This is a genomic window from Paraburkholderia sediminicola (assembly GCF_046026895.1).
GTDB lineage: Bacteria > Pseudomonadota > Gammaproteobacteria > Burkholderiales > Burkholderiaceae > Paraburkholderia > Paraburkholderia sediminicola_C.
Genome location: NZ_JAQQEU010000003.1, coordinates 41,656 through 61,832, shown reverse-complemented (window position 1 = coordinate 61,832; position 20,177 = coordinate 41,656). Strand labels below are relative to the sequence as shown.

Sequence of the window (20,177 nt, the reverse complement as noted above, 5' to 3'; positions counted from 1 at the left end):
ACGCGACCATCACGCGGCGTCTGGCTGGACGCGAGCGCGTGATTGCCGCTACCCTAGCCGTATGCAAAGCTATTACGAAGCCACTGTCAGCCGCTCGTCAGCCTATGCGCCGCTCGCCGGCCGACGCAGCGCCGATGTCTGCATCATCGGCGGCGGTCTTGCCGGATTGTCGAGCGCCTGGGGACTCGCCGAGCGCGGCGTCGCCGACGTCGTCGTGCTCGAAGCGCAGCAGGTGGGCTTCGGCGCGTCGGGGCGCAACGGCGGCTTCGTGTTCGGCGGCTATAGCCTCGATTGCGCCGACCTGCTGAAAACCCTCGGCCCGGTTCGCGCGCGCGAACTCCGCGCGCGAACTCTATACGCTGACCACCGACGCCGTCGATTTGATGCGCGAGCGCATCTCTCGCTACCGCATCGACTGCGACGCGACCGATGCCGGCGTGATCCTCGCGAACTGGTTCGACGACCCCGCCCGGCTCGACGCGCAGCGGCGCCTGATGCGCGATTCGTTCGGCGTCGACTGGGAACCCGTATCTACCGCGCAGCTCGCCGGGCAACTGAAGTCTCGCCGCTATCACGGCGGCCTGTTCGAGCGCAACGCGTTTCACTTTCATCCGCTCAAATACGTGCTCGGCGTCGCCGCCGCCGCGGCTCAGGCAGGCGTGACGATCCACGAGCGCTCGCCGGTCGTGCGCTTGCAGCGCGCGGGCGCGGGCTTCGTCGTGCACACGCCGCAAGGCGCGCTCGAAGCGCGCCATGTGGTGATGGCGGGCGGCGGCTATGCGCGCAACGTCTACGCGCGCGTCGAGCGCGCGGTGCTGCCCATCGCCACCTATGTGATGGCGACCGAGCCGCTCGGCGCGCGCCTGCAAGACGCGCTCGACACGCGCGCCGCCGTCTACGACACCCGCTTCGCTTTCGACTATTACAGGCCGTTGCCCGACTCGCGCATTCTGTGGGGCGGCCGGATCTCAGTGCGCGACCGCGCCCCCGACACGATCGCCCGCCTGTTGCGGCGCGATCCGGTGAAGGTCTATCCGCAGTTGCATGGCGTGCGTATCGAGCATGCGTGGGGCGGCCTGATGAGCTACGCGCGGCACAAGATGCCGCAAATCGGCCGCAGCGCCGACGGCGTCTGGTACGCGGTGGGCTTCGGCGGACACGGCATGGCGCCGACCACGGTGTCCGGCGAACTGCTGGCGGCCGCCATCTCCGGCGAGCGCCCGGTGCCCGATGCGTTCGCGGCCTTTGGTCTTACGCCCGCCTACGGTGCGCTCGGTCTCGCGGCCGCGCAACTGACCTACACTGCGATGCAGACGCGCGATGCACTCGCCGCACGCCGCCGCCGTGCGCGCCCTGTCGTATGAGACATCGCAAGCGGCCGCCAGTGAGGCCCGAAACCCGCGCCGGAGCCCAATTTCGCCATGCTAGAATGCGCCGTCACTGCCGCTCGAATACACAATGAAAAAGGGAAGCAAGGCCGCCGAGCCTGATACCAACGGCATCCCGTCCGACACGCCGCGTGGAGACGCCCGGCGCAAGTACGACCCCGAACAGACGAAGCGCAACATCCTCGACGTCGCCACGCAGGAGTTCTCCGCGATGGGACTGACGGGTGCACGCGTCGACGCCATCGCGGAACGCACGAACACCACCAAGCGCATGCTGTACTACTACTTCGGCAGCAAGGAAGGGTTGTACCAGGCCGTGCTGGAAAAGGTGTATGGCGACATTCGCGCGCTCGAACAGGATCTGCACGTCAGCGAACTCGATCCGGTCGAAGGCATGCGCGCGCTGGTCGAATTCACGTTCGACTATCACGACCGGCAGCGCGACTTCGTGCGCCTCGTGACGATCGAAAACATTCACGGCGCGAAGTACGTCGAGCAGGTCAAGTCGTTCAAAGGCCGCAATGTCACCGTCATTCACACCATCGAAGATCTGCTGGCGCGCGGTATCGCGGCGGGGCAGTTCCGCAGCGACATCGACCCGATCGACCTGCACCTGCTGATCAGCTCGCTGTGCTTTCACCGTGTCGGCAATCGCCATACGTTCGGCACGGCGTTCGGCCGCGATCCTTCGCATCCGCGCCTGCGCGCGCGGCATCGCGCGATGATCGTCGATGCGGTGCTGCGTTTCGTGCGCAAGGACGATTGAAGCGCGCCCGCGCCGATGCGGGCTGCGCAATGGAAAACGGGACGTGGCTTGCGCCACGTCCCGTTTTCTTTTGGCCGCTAAAGACCGCTCAATCCACCAGCACGATCCGCTTGATATCGCCGACGATGAAGATGTACGACAGCGCGCCGATCAGTGCGATCGCGCCGATGAACACCAGCGCGCCGACGAACGAGCCGGTTGCCGCGACGATGAAGCCCACAACCAGCGGCGTCACGATGCCGGCCAGGTTCGCGGCGAAGTTGAAGATGCCGCCGGTCACGCCGAGCAGGCCGTCGGGCGCGATGTCCGATACCAGCGTCCAGCCCAGCGCGGCCATTCCCTGCGCGAAGAACGCCACCGACAGGATCGCGATCACCACCACGTTGCTTTCGACATAGTTCGCGAGAATGATGGTCGACGCGAGCAGCAGGCCGGCGATGATGGGCAGCTTGCGCGCCACGTTCGGCGACTTGCCGCGGCGCAGCAGCCAGTCGGAGAAGAAGCCGCCGAACATGACGCCGATCGACGCCGCGATGAACGGCATGATCGCGAAGAAGCCGATCTTCAGCCACGCCATATGGCGCTCGGTGGCGAGATACGTCGGAAACCAGGTGAGGAAGAACACCAGCGTCGAATTGCCCGCGAACTGGCCGAGGCAGATGCCGGTCAGTTGACGATGCTTGAGCAGGCGTCCGATGGTGCGCCATTCGAAGCCGGTCTTCGCCCGTGCGTGCGTCGCGTCGGCGGCTTGCTTGCGATGCGTGAGACCACCGCCGGCTTCGATATAGTCCAGCTCCTCCTGATTCGCGGACGGATGATCGCGCGGCTCGCGATAGAACATCCACCAGATCACGCCAAACACGATGCCCGCGCCGCCCACCACATAGAACAGCGAGCGCCAGCCGAACGCGCCCATCAGCATGAACAGGAACGGGCTGAAAAACGCGAGGCCGATATATTCGCCGACCGTGTACGTGCCGGTCGCCATGGCGCGTTCGCTCTGCGGGAACCACGTGGCCACCACGCGGCTGTTGGTCGGAAAGCAAGGCGCTTCCGATACGCCGAGCCCGAGGCGGAACGCGAACAGGCCGCCCACGCCATGCACCAGCCCTTGCGCGAGCGTGCACAGGGACCAGAACGTCATCGACAGGAAGTAGGTCAGCTTGCTGCCGAAGCGGTCGAGAAACAGGCCGCCCGGAATCTGCGCGGCCACGTAGCTCCATGAAAAGACGGAGAACAGCAGACCCATCAGCGCGGCGTTGATGCCGAGCTCCTTGGTCAGTTGCGGGGCCGCGATGCCGAGCACCGTGCGGTCCAGATAATTGATCATCGTCCCTACGGCGAGCAGCGCGAGAATCTGATAACGGGCTTTCGAGCGGCGTGTCGTGCTCACCGTGGCGTCCTGTTGAAGGGGGACGTCGGCGGGACTGGTTTGAATCGGCTGCGGCATGTCGGGCTAGTCTCCTCGATCTGGTTGTGTACCGGTCATACGTTACCGGTTGGCGAGTTTCTATGGGCGTTGCAACAACGACTGGAAATGGGTGTACACGCGCTCGGCGTCCGGCTCGAGGCCGGTGAAGATGCGCATCGCGTCGACCGCCTGATAGACCGCCATGCCGCCGCCGCTCAGCGTGCGGCAACCGAGCGCTTCGGCCGCCTGCAGAAGCGCGGTGCGAATCGGAAAGTACACGATGTCGGCGACCCAAAGATCGCGATGCAGCAATTCGGCCGGCAACGGCAAACCGGGCAGTTTCGCCATGCCGGTGGGGGTCGCGTGAATCAGGCCATTGGCGGCCGCGAGCGACTCCGCAAGCGAGCTGCCGCCGCTGACCTTGCTGGACGGGAAACGCTTTTGCAATTCGTCGGCGAGCGACGCGGCGCGCGCGGCGTCCACGTCGAACAGCGTGAGCGATTTCGCGCCCATTTGCAGCGCCGCATGCGCGACCGCCGCGCCCGCGCCGCCCGCGCCGAGTTGCACCACGCGCTCCAGCGATACATCCGGCAGGCCGCGCTGGAACGCGCGTGCGAAACCGGACCAGTCGGTGTTGTGGCCGATGCGCTTGCCGTCCTTGAACAGCACGGTGTTGACCGCGCCGAGCGCGCGCGCGTCGTCGGACAGTTCGTCGAGCAACGGAATGACCGCCTGCTTGCACGGGTACGTGATGTTCAGGCCGTTGAAGCCCATGCGTTCGGCGGCCTGCAGCAGGTCCGGCAGCGCGGCGACGTCGAGCTTCAAAGCCTCCAGATCGATGCGGCGGTACACATAGTGCAGCCCGAGCTTGCTGCCCTCTTCTTCGTGCATCGCGGGAGTCAGCGACCCGCCGATGCCCGAGCCGATCAGACCGACCAGATACGAATGGGCGGTGGCCTGTGAGCCGGCCTGCGCGTTCGCTTGTGTGTTTGCTTGTGCGTTCATTTTGCCGCCCTATTCTTGAGAATGGTCGCCATGCGCTCCAACGCGAAGACATAGCCCTGCGTGCCGCAACCGACGATGATCGCGTCCGCCACGGCCGACACGTACGAGTGATGCCGGAACGCTTCGCGGCGATGCACATTCGAAATGTGCACCTCGACGACCGGCTTCTCGATCGCGGTGAGCGCGTCGGCGATCGCGACCGAGGTGTGCGTGTAAGCCGCCGGATTGATCACGATGCCGTCGACCTTGGTGCGCGCCGCATGCAGCCAGTCGATCAGCTGGTGCTCCGCGTTCGACTGGCAGAACTCGATCGAGAGGCCGAGGCGTTCGCCCGCGTCGCGGCACAGTTTCGCGACGTCGTCGAGCGTTTCCGAGCCGTACACGGCCGGCTCGCGCGTGCCGAGCAGATTGAGATTCGGTCCGTTGAGGACCAGGACGGAGGCAAGACTCATGACAGCGGCTCCTGCGAAGTAAGGCGCAAAGCACACCACGGCACCCGTGGCGCTCTGCAACGTATGGCGAAGTGTGCGCGCATTGGCGGCTGCCGTCATTCGGGGTTTCTACGAATTTGTACCATCTAGTTAGTTTGTATGGACTGTCGTCACATTCCGTTATCGTGGGCAATTCTGGCCTGCGTCTTGCTCTCGCAAGTAACGGACTCGCTCATTTTGCGCATCGCAGCATGCAGGGCTGCAACGCCTTCGCGCTCGCCGCCGCGCGCGCGTTTTCCTTTTCCTATTGCCGTTCTGATTGTTTTTGCAGGAGCCTCCATGCAGCATTCGATTGCCACCGTGTCGATTAGCGGAACCCTCGTCGAGAAATTGACCGCAATCCGTGCGGCGGGCTTCGGAGGCGTCGAGATCTTCGAGAACGACCTGCTGTATTTCGACGGCTCGCCCGCCGACGTGCGCCGCATCGCGGAAGATCTCGGACTGAAGATCATGCTGTTCCAGCCGTTTCGCGACTTCGACGGCGTGAGCCCGGAGCGCCTCGAACGCAACCTCGAGCGCGCCAAGCGCAAGTTCGACGTGATGCACGAACTGGGCACGGACCGCATTCTGGTGTGCAGCAACGTGTCGCCGGATACCATCGGCGACGATTCGCTGATGATCGACCCGCTCGGCGCGCTGGCGCGCGCGGCTGGAGCCGCCGGCGTGATCGCCGGTTACGAGGCGCTGGCGTGGGGCAAGCACGTGAAGACCTACCGTCACGCGTGGAAGCTGGTGGACGCCGTGAACCATCCGAGCCTCGGGCTCGTGCTCGACAGCTTTCACACGCTTTCACTGAACGATACGGTGGATGCGATCGCTGAGATTCCGGGCGAGCGCATTGCGTTCGTGCAGATCGCCGACGCCCCGAAGCTCGCGATGGACGTGCTCGAATGGAGCCGCCACTACCGCTGTTTCCCCGGCCAGGGCGATTTCGATCTGGCCAACTTCACGGCGCAGATCGTGAAAACGGGTTACAAGGGGCCGCTTTCGCTGGAGATTTTCAACGACGGCTTTCGCGCCGCGCCCACCACCATCACGGCCGCGGACGGCCACCGCTCACTGCTGTTCCTCGAAGAGCAGACCCGCGCGCTGCTCGACGAGCAGCAGCAACCAGCCGGCGACCTGTACCGCTCGCCGGCCGCGCCCGCGCACGTCGGCTATCAGTTCCTCGAGTTCGCGGTCGACCACACCACCCGCGCGCAGCTTGCCGACTGGCTCGGCAAACTGCGTTTCCGTCAGGCCGGCGAGCATCGGTCGAAAGACGTGACGCTGTATCAGCACGGCGCGGCGTCGATCGTGCTCAACGCCGAGCCGGATTCGTTCGCCAATGCGTTCTTCCAGCAGCATGGCTTGTCGCTGTGCGCGTCGGCGTTTCGCGTGGACGACGCCCATCGGGCATTCGAGCGCGCGGCCGGCTTCGGCTATGCGCCGTTCTCCGGGCAGATCGGCCCGGACGAACGGGAGCTGCCCGCGGTGCAGGGGCCCGATAGCAGCCTGAACTATTTCGTCGACGAAACCCCGGATCAGCCCACGCTGTTCGAAGCCGATTTCGTCCTCACCGACATCAACGGCCCGACCGAAGTGGGGCCGCTGTCCCGCATCGATCACGTTTGCCTGTCGGTGCCGGCGAATGCGCTGGATACGTGGGTGCTGTTTCTGCGGACCGCACTGGGCTTCCAGGCCGAGCCGGGCGTGCTGGTGCCGGACCCGTACGGGCTGGTGCGCAGCCGCGCGCTGCGCAGCCGTGACGGCTCGGTGCGGATCGTGCTGAACGCGTCGGTGGATCGCCACACGGCGGTGGCCGAGGCGCTGCACACGTACCACGGCTCCGGGCTGAACCACGTCGCGTTCAGCACGGGCGACATTTTCAGCGCGATTCCCGAATTCGTCGCCGACGGGTTGCCGGTGCTGCGCATTCCGCGCAATTACTACGACGATCTCGCCGCGCGGTATGCGTTGCCCGACGCCATGCTGGAGGCGATGCGCGCGAACCACATCCTGTACGACCGCGACGAACGTGGCGGCGAATTTTTCCACGCTTACACGGAACAGCTGGACCAGCGCTTCTTCCTTGAGATCGTCGAGCGGCGCGGCGGTTATGACGGGTATGGCGCGGCTAACGCGGCGGTTCGGCTTGCCGCGCAGGCGCAGCGGCGAAAGTAGGCGGTCCGGGCGGTGGCTGCCCAGGCAGGTCTCAGGCGGTGCTCGCGCGCATCTCCGCCAATTCGAGCAGTTCGGACAGATCGGGCTGAGCGCGCGGTGCGGGCATCGGCTGCGCTTCAACACTTCCACGCTCCAGCTCCCCAGGCACGCCGCATGCGACCTCGAATCGGACAGCCGCGCCGCCCCGATATAATGGCCCCCTGATTTGCACCCCACGCCGCGCGGCAGCGCCCTGCCGGGCGCCGCATCCACCCGTCGGCCGAATGAAACGCCAGGAGAGATATGAAGAAGTTTGCTGTAGTCCTGTCAGTTCCCGTGCTCCTCAGCGCTTGCGCGTATTTCCAGAAGGATCCGGATGCCGGCGAGCCCGTCACGGACACCACCACCCAACGGTCCGTCGACGACGTCGTCGCCTGCATGACACAAGTCGCCACCCGCCACGACGCCGCGTTCAAATCCACGGCGATCCCGCAGGGTCAGATGCTCGACTTCGGCGATTCGAATATCGTCAAGGTGCGCAGCGACAATGGCGCGACAACTTACCGCTTCTATGCGGGCAAGCGCCATGTCAACAACCTGTGGCTCGAGACGGCGGGCAAAACCTGCGCCCCGTAAGCCTTTGCGGGGCAAGAAACAGTAAGTCGGACGATCGGGAAAAGGCTCCGCTGCCTTCTTCATGTCACGGTGTTACAGGACAGTGGAGTCTTAAGAATCGTTTAAGACTTCGTCCGCATCATCGCCGGACACTATCCAGCACGAGGCGCGCACCATGAACCAACCCGATCAAAATACCAACGACACATCGGCGCCGGGCAAGCGGCCTACCATCCTGCGCCGTCTGCTGAGCCACCACGAACTGGCGACCCTGTTGCTGTTGCTGCACGCGCCAATCGACGCATCGGCGAAACCCGAGATTCCGCGACTGTACGAAGCGGGCCTCGTCGAAACGGTGTCCGGCGACGCGGGCGCCTCGCACATCCGTCTGACGAGCGAGGGGAATGCGGTGCTGCGCGGGCTCGGCGTCAAGTAACGCCCACCACCCGCGCGAAGCCGCCGGCTCATGCCTGAGCCGCCGCAAAAAGAAGAATCCAGGCGCATCGCGCCAAACCCAACGCCTGAGCCCGCGCATCCCCTGTCACGCAGACGCGCAAGCATCCCCACTCGCCACGCAACCCGACAAACTGCTTCAGGCTTGCCACACGCCATACCCCGCTTCCCGCAGCCCAATCGCGAGTTCCACTTCCATATCCTGAGCGCCGCGATACGGCATCGGATTGAACACTTCATACAACTCGGGCACGAGGCGCAAGCCGTAATCGCGCACATAGCGATTGGCCTGAATGCCGGCCTTATGACGGTCGAAACGCAGGTCCGGGTCCAGCCCCGTCATTCCCACATACACGCAAGGCTTGTCGAACCGGTACTCCGGATTCGCGCGGCGAAAGCGCGCCTCGTTCCAGACCGCGTCGTCCAGCATGACGACGTACACGTAATAGTGATGCCTGCGACGGACCATGTGCGGCCGCTCAGCTCCGCGAAGTGCCGTGCAGCAGCATCCGGTATTCAGTCGGCGTCACGCCGACGGTCGCCTTGAATTGCCGCGTGAACGCGCTGTGGTCGGTGTAGCCGCATAGCGCGGCGACGTCCGTGACCTTGTCGTGCGAGACCAGCAGCGCCGTGGCCGCATCCAGACGCGTCTTCAGCAACACCTGACGCGGTGTCAAATGAAACACTTTGTGAAAGTAACGCTCCAGCTGCGCGACCGACATGTCCGCCATCGCGGCGAGCTGTTTCAGATTCAACGGCTGCACGTAATTGTCCTGGATCGACTGCACGACCGCTGCCAGCCGGCTGTAGGCAGGGTGGCTGCTTTCGTCCGCCTTCAGATCGCGGGAAATGCCGGCGAGGCCGACCACTTTGCCCGCCTCGTCCCGCAGCGGCTGCTTGCAGGTCAGGCACCAGCCAGGCTGGCGGCCGGGATACAGATGCAATTCCAGTTGGTCGAGCATCTGGCTGCCGGCGCCGATGATCGCCTTGTCCTGTGCCGTATAGATGCGCCCGAATCGGCGCGGAAACACGTCCTCGGCGGTTTTGCCGAGCAGCGCGGCCTTTTCCTTGAAGCCGCAGCGCGAGGCCAGCGTGCGGTTGACGAGCGCGTAGCGCGCGTCGGCGTCCTTCACGAAGAACACCACGTCGTGCATCGCGTCGAACACCGGCTCCAGCAACCGGAAGTGCGACAGCATGCCGGACAGCGTGGAGTCTTCGGATTCGAGCGGATGAGCCGGCGTGTTCATCGTATGGGTCCGTTGGTCCGTGGAAGGCTGCATTCGCGAACGGATTCGACCGCGCAGCCGCGTGGCTGGCGCGCGGCCCGTCGATTATAGAGCCGCGCGGCGGCCGACAATATCCGCCACGCGCGCGGGCACGGACTTCATTCGACCGGCGGCGGCTCGATGCCCGCCGTCATCAATGTGCCGATTTGCGCAGGACTGAACGGCGGCCGCGGCGCGGCGGCCGGCCAGCCGAAGTAAAGGTTCGCGGCCGCGCCGCAAATTCTTCCCTGGCAGGCGCCCATGCCGCAGCGGGTGTGCAGCTTGGCGTCGCGCCAGTCCCCGCAATGGCGCACCTCGCCGACGCTCACGTCCTCGCAGCGGCACAGCAGTGTGGCGTCGGCAGGCGGCGTGCGCGCGGCGTCCTGCAATGCGAAGGCCGCTTCGACGCGCTGGCCGAAGCGGCGCCAGCGCGCTCGCCGCGCATGCAGCGCGTCCAGAGCGGCGCGTTCCGTGGCCGCGCCGCCGCTCGCGGCCAAACCAGCGATCTCGCCTTCCACGACGGCCAGTTCCGAGCCGCCGATGCCCGTGCATTCCCCCGCCGCGAACACGGTGTCGACCGACGTTCGCTGCTCGCCGTCGACGACGATCTCGCCCGCGTCGTTGACCGCGCAGCCGAGCGCCTGGCCGAGCGTGCTGTTCGGCACCAGTCCAAAGCCGCAGGCGACGCGGTCGCAATCGAGCGTGACGTCCCGCGCGCCCCGCCGGATGGTCACGCGCTGCACGCGGCCATCGCCCTGCGCCTCCTGCACGATGCTGCCGGTCCAGTAACGCAAGCCCGCGAAACCACGTGTCATGGCGATCGCCTGCTGCAATTTCGTGGGTTCGGTCAGCAGTGAGGCGCCGAAGCGCGCAACCTCGAACGCCGACGCCTGCTCGACCACCGCGACCACCCGCGCGCCGGCCTTGCGCGCTGTAGCGAGCGCGGCAATCAGCAAAGGACCGCTGCCGGCAATCACGATCCGTTCGCCGCGCACCGGCATCCCGCCTTTGATGAGCGCCTGCAACGCGCCCGCGCCGCTCACGCCGGGCAAGGTCCAGCCCGCGAACGGCAGCAGCCGCTCGCGCGCGCCGGTCGCGAGAATCAGGCGCTCGTAGGTGATGCTCACACCGCCCTGCCCGGCCGGTTCGAGCAGCAGACCGCGCGAGCCAAGCGGCGCGATCACGCGGGTCAACGGCCAATGCGTGGCATTGCCGTACGGGCGCAATGCATCGAGCAGCGCGGACAGCGGCGCTGGCGGCGCATGCCCCGGACCTTGACGCCAGATCTGGCCGCCCGCGCGCGGATTGTCGTCGAGCAGCGCGACGGTAGCGCCCGCGCGCACCGCTGCCTGCGCGGCACTCAGGCCGGCCGGCCCGCTGCCGACCACGACGATGTCGAAGTGTTGCGTCATCGCGGGTCCGCCGGGTCGCAGGCTTGCACGGTCTGGCCTTCGCGGCACAGTGTCTGACAGGCCAGCACGTGCGCCCGGCCGTCGATCGTCACGCGACACTCCTGGCACACGCCCATGCCGCAAAAGGCGCTGCGCGTATCGCCTTGCACCGATCGCCGCGTGCCGCCGACGCCCGCGACCACCAGCGCCGCGGCCACGGTCGTGCCGGCTTCGACAGCGATATCGCGGCCGTTTATCGTCACATGGATGCGCGCCGCGTCAAGACGGGTCATGGGTGACCTGTTCGGGGAAACGAACCGGCAGATACGGCTCGACAGGGATCGGCGCGGCACTCGCCATGATCTGGGCGGCGAGCAGTTTGGCGGTGGCGAGCGAGGTCGTCACGCCCAACCCTTCATGCCCGACCGCGAGCCACACGCCAGGCGCGAACTCGCCGGCCGGCCCGATCAGCGGCAGTCCGTCCGGCGACGCTGCGCGAAAGCCGGTCCACGCGCGAATGCCGTTGAGCGTCGGCAGCACCGGCAGATAGCGCGCGGCGCGTTGTAGCATCTGCGCGAGCACGGGCATCTCGACCGCGGGATCGGTGGTGTCGAACTGGCGCGACGAGCCGATCAGCAGTTGTCCCGTGGGACGCGGTTGCGCATTGAACGCCACCGACGTGCCGGCCGCATGATGCGCGCTCTTGATATACCCGAGTTCGAGCAGCTGATGACGGATCAGTCCCCGATAGCGGTCGGTGATCAGCAGATGGCCCTTCTTCGGTTGCAAGGGCAGCGACGGCACGAGTTGCCGTGCGCCCAGACCATTGGCGACGATCACGTGCGCCGCGCCGACGCGCTCGCCGCTGGCCAGCGTGACGCTGCCCGCGTCGACCGAAGCGACCGGTGTCATCAGGCGCACGCGGATGTTCGCGGCGTGCGGCGACTGCGTCAGCAGCCATTCGGCGACGGTGGGCGCGTACACGATGCTGTCGTGCTCGATGCGCAAACCGCCTGCCAGCGACGCGGCCAATGCCGGTTCGCAGGCGCGCAGTTCCGCCGCGCCCAGCAGTTGCGCCGCGACATTTTGCGCTGCGAACGCCGCCTGCATCGCGCGGGCAGCCTGCCATTCTTCTTCGTCGGCGGCGACCCACAGCGTGCCGCAGCGCGCGAACGCGTCGCGAGCACGCAGGCGCGGCGCGAGTTGCAGCCACAAGTCACGCGAATAGCGGCTCAGCGCGAATTCCGCCGGCGAGTCGTTCATCACGACGAGGTGGCCCATGCCCGCCGCCGTCGCGCCGCCGCCGATGCGCTGCGCGTCGAGCACCTCGACGCGCAGGCCGTGCGCGGCCAGTTCCGCCGCGCACGCGGCGCCGACAATACCCGCGCCGACGATCAACGCGTCCGCGCTCATGCCGTGCGAATGCCCCACGCGAACGGATCGCGCTCGTCGAAACAAAGTTGCCCTTGCGCGGTGACATACGCGTGGCCGGTGATGGTGGGAATTACCGAGACGCCGTCGCCCGCATGGCGATAGCTGGCTTCGAACACGCTGCCGATGATGCTCTCCTGCCGCCACACCGCGCCTTCGGCCAGCTTGCCGTCGGCCGCGAGACACGCGACTTTCGCGCTCGTGCCGGTGCCGCACGGCGAACGGTCGTACGCGTTACCGGGACACAGCACGAAGCTGCGGCTGTCGATGCCGTCGCGCGAACCGGGTCCGAAGAGCTCGATGTGGTCGATCAGCGCGCCGTCCGCGCCGGTGATGCGCTGCGCGATCAGCGCGTCGCGAATCGCCGAGCTGAACGCGGTCAACCCGGCGATATCCGCCGCATCCAGCGAGCGCCCGTGATCGGCGACGAGAAAAAACCAGTTGCCGCCCCATCCTATATCGCCCGTCAACGCGCCGTAACCCGGCACGTCGACCCGCACGGCGTCGCGATAACGATAGGCCGGCACGTTGCGCACGGCGACGCTGCCGTCCTCGTTGAGCGTCGCCTCGACCACGCCGACCGGCGTCTCGATCCGGTGGCGCCCCGGCGCTATCCGTCCCATATGCGCGAGCGACACGACCAGTCCGATCGTGCCGTGCCCGCACATGCCGAGATAGCCGACATTGTTGAAGAAGATCACGCCGGCCGCGCAGGTGGGATCGTCCGGCTCGCACAGCAGCGCGCCCACCACCACGTCCGAGCCGCGCGGTTCGGTGACGATGCCCGCGCGCCAGTCGTCGAAGCGCGAGCGCAATACGGCGAGCCGTTGCGCGAGCGTGCCGCCGCCGAGATCCGGGCCGCCTGCGACCACGAGGCGGGTCGGTTCACCGCCGGTGTGCGAGTCGATGATGTTCAAGGTTTTCATGACGCCCATGGTAGGAACGGCGAGCCTCGGGGTCTTGGTGCGCGTGCGCGCGGATTGTGACGATTTCGGCATAGTCATGGGTTGCGATCGAGGCGGATTTCGCGAAGGGAACCGGCATGCGACACATAGGTTAAAAACCCGCGCGCCATGATTCGCGCACCCGCTTGAACGAGTGCGAGCGCGCAGCGTCAATGGATTGCACGCGGTCTGGTGAATACGCTATCGGCCACCTCGCAGCAGCATTGCGCGCTGGCGAGCCTATGCTGAAATCGTCATCCGCCACGCGCGATTCGCGCAAGACGCCGACATTTTCCCTGCTTACACTGCGCTTCGACACATCACACTCAGGAGAGCAGTCGTGGCGCATATCTGGGAAGGCGTATGGCCCGCAGTCACCACCAAGTTCCACGCGGATTTCAGCATAGACCGCGCATGGACCGGCAAGAATATCGAAGCGCAGATCGACGCGGGTGTGGACGGCATCATCGTGTGCGGCTCGCTGGGTGAAGCGTCGACGTTGTCGCTCGACGAAAAGCTGCAGGTGCTCGACGTGGCGGTCGAAGCCGCGCGCGGCCGCGTGCCGGTCCTGTTGACGATCGCCGAAAACAGTACGCTCGACGCCTGCCGTCAGGCGGAAGCCGGCAGCAAGTACGGCGCGGCCGGCTATATGGTCCTGCCGGGGCTGCGCTATCTGTCGGACCGGCGCGAAACGCTCAACCATTTCCGCAGCGTCGCGCACGCAAGCGCTCTGCCGCTGATGATCTACAACAATCCGCTCGCCTATGGCGTCGACATGACGCCCGACATGTTCGCGGAAATCGCCGATGAGAAGAAGATTGTCGCGATCAAGGAATCATGCGGCGACGTGCGGCGCGTGACGGATCTGATCAACGCGGTCGGTGACCGTTTCGCGATTCTCTGCGGGGTCGACAATCTCGCGATGGAAGCGATGCTGATGGGCGCGCATGGCTGGGTGGCCGGTCTGGTGTGCGCGTTTCCGCGCGAGACGGTGGTGATCTACAAGCTGCTCAAGGCGGGACGCCTCGAGGAAGCTCGCGCGATCTACCGCTGGTTCGCGCCGCTGCTCGCGCTCGACGTGTCGCCGAAGCTCGTGCAGAACATCAAGCTGGCCGAAGCGATTGTCGGCCTGGGCACGGAGCCGGTGCGGCCGCCGCGTCTGCCGTTGGCCGGCGACGAGCGCAAGGCGGTGGAAGCATTGATCCGCCGCGCGATCGAAACGCGGCCGGCGCTGCCGGCCATCTGACACGACGGCCGCGACTTCAGGCCGCCTGCTTCTGCGCTTGGTCGACGGACCGCTCGACGGATTCCTCCTGGCGCAGATGCAGAAGCCGGTAGCCGCTCTTGTAGACCGGCTGCAGCCGGAATTCGTTTTGCGGTTCGATTTCGAGCAGCAAGCGCAGCCGCGACACGTGGCTGTCGATCGTGCGGGTCAGTTCGCGGAACTCGCGGCCCCAGACCATCGCGAAAATGTGGTCGCGCGACATCACCCGGCCGATGTTGGAAAAGAACAGCGCGGCGAGCCGGTACTGCGTGCTGGATAGCGTCACGGGTTCACCGCGCAGCAGCACGAGCTGGCGGCGATTGTCGAAGTGGTACGGCCCGACCTCGAAGCCCGCAGCGCTGGAGCGCTCCGGATACGCGCGCCGCAGCAACGCCGCGATGCGCTCGCGAAACTCGGCGGCGCGCAACGGCAACCCGATGTAGTCATCCGCGCCGCTGACGAACGCGCGCACCATGCTCTCCTCCGACGTGTCGAGCGACGCGAACATGACCGGCAAGGGATCGCCGCCGCCTCCTCGCACCGACCGCAGCACTTCGGTCCCGGACAGGCGTGTGCCCAGCCAGTCCAGCACCAGCAGATCCGCGGTGGAACGGGCGAGCGCCTTCGACATGGCGAGGCCGTCGTCGTAAAGCATGCAGATGTGGCCGGCCTTCAGGAGAACTTGTTCGATTGACTGACGCATGATCGGGTCACGCTGAAGCACTGCAATGCGCATGGGTGGCTCTCAACTGGGTAGATCGGACGCCATTCTCGGAGGCGCACCGCGTCGATCCCATAGGACCATTCCGATTCTTAAGATTTATTCGGGAGCGCGGCGCGCCCGCTCGTGGAAAACGCCCATTCCCGCCCTGTTCGAAGCGTACGGATTTCATCCTGTAAAATCCCGGCCTGGCCCCAGTCGTCATCGCGCCTGCCCTATCCGGGCGGCGCGCCGGTGTCCCGTGCTCTACCCAGCGCCTGCCACACTTCTCGCCCGACGACCGCCGTATTTCCACGCGCTACGTGTGGCTCCCAATTCCAAAAAATGACATAGCAATGCAAGCGACAAATCTGGGTGGAGCGCAGGCTGTCACCCCACGCCCTCTTGGGCGCAGCGACTACAAAACGCTCGGTCTCGCCGCGCTCGGCGGGGCGCTCGAGTTCTACGACTTCATCATCTTCGTGTTTTTCGCGCCGGCCATCGGCCAGCTGTTCTTCCCCGCCGCGATGCCGGACTGGCTGCGCCAGGTGCAGACCTTCGGCATTTTCGCCGCGGGCTATCTGGCGCGCCCGCTCGGCGGCATCATCATGGCGCACTTCGGCGACCTGTTCGGCCGCAAGCGCATGTTCACGCTGAGCGTGCTGCTGATGTCGGTGCCGACGCTGCTAATGGGGCTGCTGCCCACTTATGTCAGCATCGGCGTGCTGGCGCCGGTGCTGCTGTTGCTGTTCCGCGTGATGCAAGGCGCGGCCGTCGGCGGCGAGGTGCCGGGCGCCTGGGTGTTCGTGTCCGAGCACGTGCCGCAGCGGCACGTCGGCTATGCGTGCGGCACGCTCACCGCCGGCCTCACGGCGGGCATCTTGCTCGGCTCGCTGATCGCGTCCGCGGTCAACCGTCACTTCGCGCCGGAGGACATCGCCGCGTACGCGTGGCGCATCCCGTTCCTCGTGGGCGGCGTATTCGGCATGTTCTCGGTCTACCTGCGCCGCTGGCTGCATGAAACGCCGGTGTTCGCGGAACTCAAGCAGCGCAAGGCGATCGCCGCGGAAGTACCGCTCAAGGCGGTGCTGCGCGACCATGGCCGCGCCGTCATCGTGTCGATGCTGCTGACGTGGATGCTGTCGGCCGCGATCGTCGTGGTGATCCTGATGACGCCGACGCTGCTGCAAAAGCAGTTTCATATCGCGCCGGCCACCGCGCTGCTGGCGAACTGCGTGGCGACGCTGTGCCTGACGATCGGCTGCGTGATGGCGGGCTCGCTCGCCGGACGCTTCGGCGCGGGACGCACGATTTTTGTCGGCGGCCTCGCGCTGGCGGTGACGTACTTCGCGATGTTCCAGCAGCTCGCGGTGGAGACCTCGGCGCTGGTGCCGCTGTATGCGCTGGCCGGGCTGTTCGTCGGCGTGATCGGCGCGATTCCGTTTGTGATGGTCAAGGCCTTCCCGCCGGTCGTGCGCTTCTCGGGCATCTCGTTTTCGTACAACGTCGCGTATGCGGTGTTCGGCGGCCTCACGCCGATCGCCGTGTCGCTAATGATGAAGTCGAACCCGATGGCCGCGCCGTTGTACGTCGGCGCAATCTGCGTTCTCGGCGCAGTGACGACGCTCTTTATCAAGGACGCGCCCCGCGCGCGCTGAGCGCCAGGCTGTTCCGGCAACGGCGCCCCACGGGGCGCCGTTGTCGTTCATGGCCTGGCGAACGCCGCCAGCCATTCCGCTTCACGCTGTTGCCGCGCTGGCGACGCCTTGGCCGACATCCACACTTCACGGCACGCCGAAACATGGTGCGTCGCATCGGACATACGATGTGTCGCATGAACTCCTCGACTGCCACTTCCTCGCCCGCGCTCGGCCGCGTTCTCGCGACGGTCAGCGTCGGTTTCGTCGTCACGCAGCTCGACGTGACCATCGTCAATATCGCGCTGCCGAGAGTGGGCGCGGCTCTGCATGCGAGCGTCGCGGGCCTGCAATGGGTCGTCGACGCTTATACGCTGGCGTTCGCGGTGCTGATGCTGTCGGCCGGCGTGCTCGGCGACCGCTTCGGCGCGCGCCGCATGTACGCGGTGGGGATCGTGCTGTTCGCGCTCGCGTCGCTCGCCTGCGGCCTCGCGTTCGACGCCGCGATGCTGGTCGCCGCGCGCGCGGTGCAAGGCGTCGGCGCCGCAGCGATGCTGCCGAACTCGCTGGCGCTGCTCAATCAGTCGTATGGACACGATCCCAAACTGCGAGCGCGCGCGGTCGGTTTATGGACCGCCGCGGGCGCGATTGCAATCGCGGCGGGGCCGGTGGCCGGCGGCCTGCTGATCGCGGCGTTCGACTGGCGCAGCATCTTTCTCGTCAACCTGTCGATTTGCGCGGCCGGCCTTCTGGCGACGCTGCTTTGGGTGCCGCAGCCCAATACCGCGCTGCAAAACCCGCCAACCGCAGCCGATGCAAGCGCTCACGAGAGCGCCGAAGCAAGCCCGAGCGGACTCGACCTGGGCGGCCAGTGTCTTGCGATCGTCGCGCTGACCGCCTTCGTCGCGGCGGTGATCGAATGGCGGCCGCTGGGACTCGGCCACCCGTTGGTGGCCGGCGGCTTCGTGCTAGCGCTGCTCGCCGCGTGCGCGTTCATCGCCGTCGAAGCGCGCGTCGCGTCGCCGATGCTGCCGCTCCCGCTCTTAAAAAAACACCCCTTCAGCGCGGCGGTGCTGTTCGGCATCTGCGTGAATCTGACGTATTACGGGATGGTGTTCGTGCTGAGTCTTTACTTGCAGCGCGTGCGCGGCTATACGCCGTTACAGGCGGGACTCGCGTTCTTGCCGTTGACGGGCGGCTTTCTGCCGTCGAACGTCGCGAGCGGCTGGGTGGTCGGCCGCTTCGGCGTGCGCGTGCCGATGATTCTCGGCGCGATCTCCGCGGGACTCGGCTACGGCCTGCTGCATTGGGTCGACGCCGCGACGCCGCTCATCGGCGTGCTGGTGCCGTTCCTGCTGATTCCGTCGGGCATGGGTCTGGCCGTGCCGGCGATGACCACCGCCGTGCTCGCGTCGACCGAAGCGCAGCGCGCGGGCACCGCGTCGGCGGTATTGAATACGGCGCGGCAAGCCGGCGGCGCGGTAGGCGTGGCCGCCTTCGGCGCGCTAGCGAGCGGCGCGGCGGCCGCGCACATCGTCGCAGGGATGCAGGCGGCCAGCGCGATCTCGGTCGGTCTGCTGGCGTTGGGCGGCGTGTTGAGCTGCTTCGTGCATCCGCAGCCGCATGCTTCGGCGCCGGACTCGCGCGGGAATCAGCGCAACGCGGACACGACACGCGTCGGCGAATCAAGGTGAGGAGCGCGCGACGCTGGGGCGCGCTGGCTTCGTTCGCGTACAAAACTATCCCGCGATGCTTGCGCACGCAGGGTTTGTCGCAGCGAGCGTGAGAACGGCCGGGGCGGCGGCCGACAACGGGGAACGGTGGCGCCAGGCGTCAGTCGACGCCCGCCGACCCTGCATCATTTACAGCGACGCTTCCTGAATCACGCCGGTGTCGATCGCGCGTTCGATCAGCCCTTCGCCTTGCGCCTTGGCGATCGCGTCGGCGATCAACTTCTCCGGTTCCTCGATTTCGGCCTTGATCGTGCTGATGAGCCCGGACGCGTCCAGAACCACGAGTGTCTTCGCCGAATCGGCCAGGCTGATGATCACGCGATGCGGCGTGGGCCCTTCGCCGAGACTGGCGCACAACTGCGTGACCTTGCCACCGATGGTTTGCTCGAAACTTTGGATCATTATGTGCTCCCTTGGTTACAGCAGAATCGAAAGCGGCATGCGCCGCATCAACGCCCGAGCCCGCCGCGAGGCGCGCGCGCACCGTCGACGCTGAAGCGGCCCGCGCCGGTCACGAACAGCAGCAGGAAACCGCCGGCGATGCCGATGTTCTTCCAGAAATGGATCACCATGTCGCGTTGCAAGGCGGCATCGGCGACGTTCCAGAAATCGTGGCCCAGCACCGCTGCCGCCACCGTATAGACGGCCATCAGGAGCGCGAGCGGGCGCACCTTGAAACCGACGATCAGCAACACACCGCCGAGCGCTTCGATGGCGGTGGCAATCGGCGCGGCAACCTGAACGAACGGCACGCCCTTCGAATGCAGGTAGCCGACAAAGCCCGCATAGCCCAGCAGTTTCATCACACCGCTCCACAGAAACAGCACGGCAAGGGCGATACGTGCGATGAAGATGATGCCGGAATCGACGGGACGCGTCATGAGGGGCTCCTGTAAATGAATAAGCAGCAGACCCGGCCGGGCAGCGGCAGTTCCCTACTTTGCAACTGAGAATAGCGCAACGGATGCCCTTTCCAAGCCCGGACGGGACGCGTAGCGGTGCATGTGCGTGCGCGCCAGTCCCGCTCACGGGTGGCGCGGACCTTGCCGCTTCGCTAGGCGCCGGGATAAGTGGCGACTTCGATCAGATTGCCGTCCGGATCGCGGCAATAGACCGAGGTCATCTTGCCGCGCGCGCCATCGCGCTCCACCGGACCCGCCTCGATGGCGACGCCCTCGGCAAGCCAGTGCGCCTCCACTTCGGCCGGGCTCGCGGTGGTGACGAAGCACAGATCCGCGCTGCCGGGCGCCGGCTCACACGCGGTGAACCACGCAACCGGGTCGGCGTTCGCCGGACGCAGGTTGATCTTCTGATTGCCATAGGTCATCGCCACGCGGGTGCCGGTGCGCGATGCGAATTCGGTGCGTCGCATGCCGAGCATGCGCGCGTACCAGGCCGCGCTGGCTTCCACGTCGGCGACGTTCAGAACGAGATGATCGAGAGTGTCTATGGAGAAACTCATGGGTCGTGTCACCGTGACGAGACGTGCAGAGGCTGCGTGAACCGGCTCGACTGGCTAGCTGCATGCGACGGGCAAAGCC

The 20,177-nt window shown here is 66.3% G+C and carries 21 protein-coding genes and 1 pseudogene; 8 read left to right on the top strand and 14 right to left on the bottom strand.

Annotated elements, in window-relative coordinates; all coding sequences use genetic code 11:
• The first annotated feature begins 61 nt into the window (after positions 1 to 61).
• A pseudogene (locus tag PQR02_RS03250) lies at positions 62 to 1,364 on the top strand (NAD(P)/FAD-dependent oxidoreductase).
• A gap of 94 nt (positions 1,365 to 1,458) precedes the next feature.
• Positions 1,459 to 2,154: a TetR/AcrR family transcriptional regulator gene (locus tag PQR02_RS03245; protein WP_408225381.1), complete on the top strand. Its 696-nt coding sequence runs from the start codon at positions 1,459 to 1,461 to the stop codon at positions 2,152 to 2,154.
• Positions 2,155 to 2,242: 88 nt separating this feature from the next.
• On the opposite strand, the gene PQR02_RS03240 is transcribed toward PQR02_RS03245, so the two are convergent.
• The 4 genes from PQR02_RS03240 to PQR02_RS03225 form a co-directional block, all read right to left on the bottom strand.
• The gene (locus PQR02_RS03240; RefSeq protein ID WP_408225378.1) at positions 2,243 to 3,604 is read right to left on the bottom strand and encodes an MFS transporter; all 1,362 of its coding nucleotides are present in this window, start codon (positions 3,602 to 3,604) and stop codon (positions 2,243 to 2,245) included.
• Positions 3,605 to 3,664: 60 nt separating this feature from the next.
• Positions 3,665 to 4,570, bottom strand: a complete 906-nt coding sequence (locus PQR02_RS03235; protein ID WP_408225375.1) for a shikimate dehydrogenase — start codon at positions 4,568 to 4,570, stop codon at positions 3,665 to 3,667.
• Entirely contained in the window at positions 4,567 to 5,022 is a 456-nt protein-coding gene (aroQ, locus tag PQR02_RS03230) for a type II 3-dehydroquinate dehydratase (protein WP_408225372.1), read from the bottom strand. The genes PQR02_RS03235 and aroQ overlap by 4 nt, the downstream gene beginning before the upstream one ends.
• A 149-nt stretch (positions 5,023 to 5,171) precedes the next feature.
• On the bottom strand, positions 5,172 to 5,342 hold the full coding sequence (locus PQR02_RS03225) for a hypothetical protein (protein WP_408225369.1): 171 nt from the start codon (positions 5,340 to 5,342) through the stop codon (positions 5,172 to 5,174).
• On the opposite strand from PQR02_RS03225, the gene PQR02_RS03220 reads away from it, so the two are divergent.
• From PQR02_RS03220 to PQR02_RS03210, 3 genes are all read left to right on the top strand, one after another.
• Entirely contained in the window at positions 5,341 to 7,224 is a 1,884-nt protein-coding gene (locus PQR02_RS03220) for a bifunctional sugar phosphate isomerase/epimerase/4-hydroxyphenylpyruvate dioxygenase family protein (RefSeq protein WP_408225366.1), read from the top strand. The genes PQR02_RS03225 and PQR02_RS03220 overlap by 2 nt on opposite strands.
• A gap of 282 nt (positions 7,225 to 7,506) precedes the next feature.
• On the top strand, positions 7,507 to 7,839 hold the full coding sequence (locus PQR02_RS03215; protein ID WP_408225363.1) for a hypothetical protein: 333 nt from the start codon (positions 7,507 to 7,509) through the stop codon (positions 7,837 to 7,839).
• Between the two features lie 154 nt (positions 7,840 to 7,993).
• Complete coding sequence (locus PQR02_RS03210) at positions 7,994 to 8,254, top strand: hypothetical protein (RefSeq protein WP_408225360.1); 261 nt, start codon at positions 7,994 to 7,996, stop codon at positions 8,252 to 8,254.
• A gap of 156 nt (positions 8,255 to 8,410) precedes the next feature.
• Here the strand turns inward: PQR02_RS03210 and PQR02_RS03205 are convergent, their stop codons facing one another.
• The 6 genes from PQR02_RS03205 to PQR02_RS03180 form a co-directional block, all read right to left on the bottom strand.
• The gene (locus tag PQR02_RS03205) at positions 8,411 to 8,740 is read right to left on the bottom strand and encodes a hypothetical protein (protein WP_408225357.1); all 330 of its coding nucleotides are present in this window, start codon (positions 8,738 to 8,740) and stop codon (positions 8,411 to 8,413) included.
• A gap of 10 nt (positions 8,741 to 8,750) precedes the next feature.
• On the bottom strand, positions 8,751 to 9,518 hold the full coding sequence (locus PQR02_RS03200) for an AraC family transcriptional regulator (RefSeq protein ID WP_408225354.1): 768 nt from the start codon (positions 9,516 to 9,518) through the stop codon (positions 8,751 to 8,753).
• A 137-nt stretch (positions 9,519 to 9,655) separates the two neighbouring features.
• Complete coding sequence (locus PQR02_RS03195) at positions 9,656 to 10,948, bottom strand: FAD-dependent oxidoreductase (protein WP_408225351.1); 1,293 nt, start codon at positions 10,946 to 10,948, stop codon at positions 9,656 to 9,658.
• Complete coding sequence (locus PQR02_RS03190) at positions 10,945 to 11,220, bottom strand: 2Fe-2S iron-sulfur cluster-binding protein (protein WP_408225348.1); 276 nt, start codon at positions 11,218 to 11,220, stop codon at positions 10,945 to 10,947. The genes PQR02_RS03195 and PQR02_RS03190 overlap by 4 nt, the downstream gene beginning before the upstream one ends.
• Positions 11,207 to 12,340: an NAD(P)/FAD-dependent oxidoreductase gene (locus PQR02_RS03185; RefSeq protein WP_408225801.1), complete on the bottom strand. Its 1,134-nt coding sequence runs from the start codon at positions 12,338 to 12,340 to the stop codon at positions 11,207 to 11,209. The genes PQR02_RS03190 and PQR02_RS03185 overlap by 14 nt, the downstream gene beginning before the upstream one ends.
• Positions 12,337 to 13,293, bottom strand: a complete 957-nt coding sequence (locus tag PQR02_RS03180) for a 4-hydroxyproline epimerase (RefSeq protein ID WP_408225798.1) — start codon at positions 13,291 to 13,293, stop codon at positions 12,337 to 12,339. The genes PQR02_RS03185 and PQR02_RS03180 overlap by 4 nt, the downstream gene beginning before the upstream one ends.
• Positions 13,294 to 13,642: 349 nt before the next feature.
• Here PQR02_RS03180 and PQR02_RS03175 point away from each other — a divergent pair, with 349 nt between their 5' ends.
• Complete coding sequence (locus PQR02_RS03175; RefSeq protein ID WP_408225345.1) at positions 13,643 to 14,548, top strand: dihydrodipicolinate synthase family protein; 906 nt, start codon at positions 13,643 to 13,645, stop codon at positions 14,546 to 14,548.
• Positions 14,549 to 14,564: 16 nt separating this feature from the next.
• Here the strand turns inward: PQR02_RS03175 and PQR02_RS03170 are convergent, their stop codons facing one another.
• Complete coding sequence (locus PQR02_RS03170) at positions 14,565 to 15,302, bottom strand: response regulator transcription factor (protein WP_408225342.1); 738 nt, start codon at positions 15,300 to 15,302, stop codon at positions 14,565 to 14,567.
• Between the two features lie 320 nt (positions 15,303 to 15,622).
• Here PQR02_RS03170 and PQR02_RS03165 point away from each other — a divergent pair, with 320 nt between their 5' ends.
• The gene (locus tag PQR02_RS03165; RefSeq protein ID WP_408225339.1) at positions 15,623 to 16,924 is read left to right on the top strand and encodes an MFS transporter; all 1,302 of its coding nucleotides are present in this window, start codon (positions 15,623 to 15,625) and stop codon (positions 16,922 to 16,924) included.
• 167 nt (positions 16,925 to 17,091) lie between these two features.
• Positions 17,092 to 18,597: an MFS transporter gene (locus PQR02_RS03160; protein WP_408225336.1), complete on the top strand. Its 1,506-nt coding sequence runs from the start codon at positions 17,092 to 17,094 to the stop codon at positions 18,595 to 18,597.
• Positions 18,598 to 18,765: 168 nt separating this feature from the next.
• Here PQR02_RS03160 and PQR02_RS03155 read toward each other — a convergent pair whose 3' ends face one another.
• The 3 genes from PQR02_RS03155 to PQR02_RS03145 form a co-directional block, all read right to left on the bottom strand.
• Positions 18,766 to 19,038 (bottom strand): hypothetical protein, encoded by a 273-nt coding sequence (locus PQR02_RS03155; RefSeq protein WP_149676616.1) that lies wholly within the window; start codon positions 19,036 to 19,038, stop codon positions 18,766 to 18,768.
• A gap of 47 nt (positions 19,039 to 19,085) precedes the next feature.
• The gene (locus tag PQR02_RS03150) at positions 19,086 to 19,517 is read right to left on the bottom strand and encodes a DoxX family protein (RefSeq protein ID WP_408225332.1); all 432 of its coding nucleotides are present in this window, start codon (positions 19,515 to 19,517) and stop codon (positions 19,086 to 19,088) included.
• A 173-nt stretch (positions 19,518 to 19,690) separates the two neighbouring features.
• Positions 19,691 to 20,098: a VOC family protein gene (locus PQR02_RS03145; protein ID WP_408225329.1), complete on the bottom strand. Its 408-nt coding sequence runs from the start codon at positions 20,096 to 20,098 to the stop codon at positions 19,691 to 19,693.
• Positions 20,099 to 20,177 lie beyond the last annotated feature (79 nt).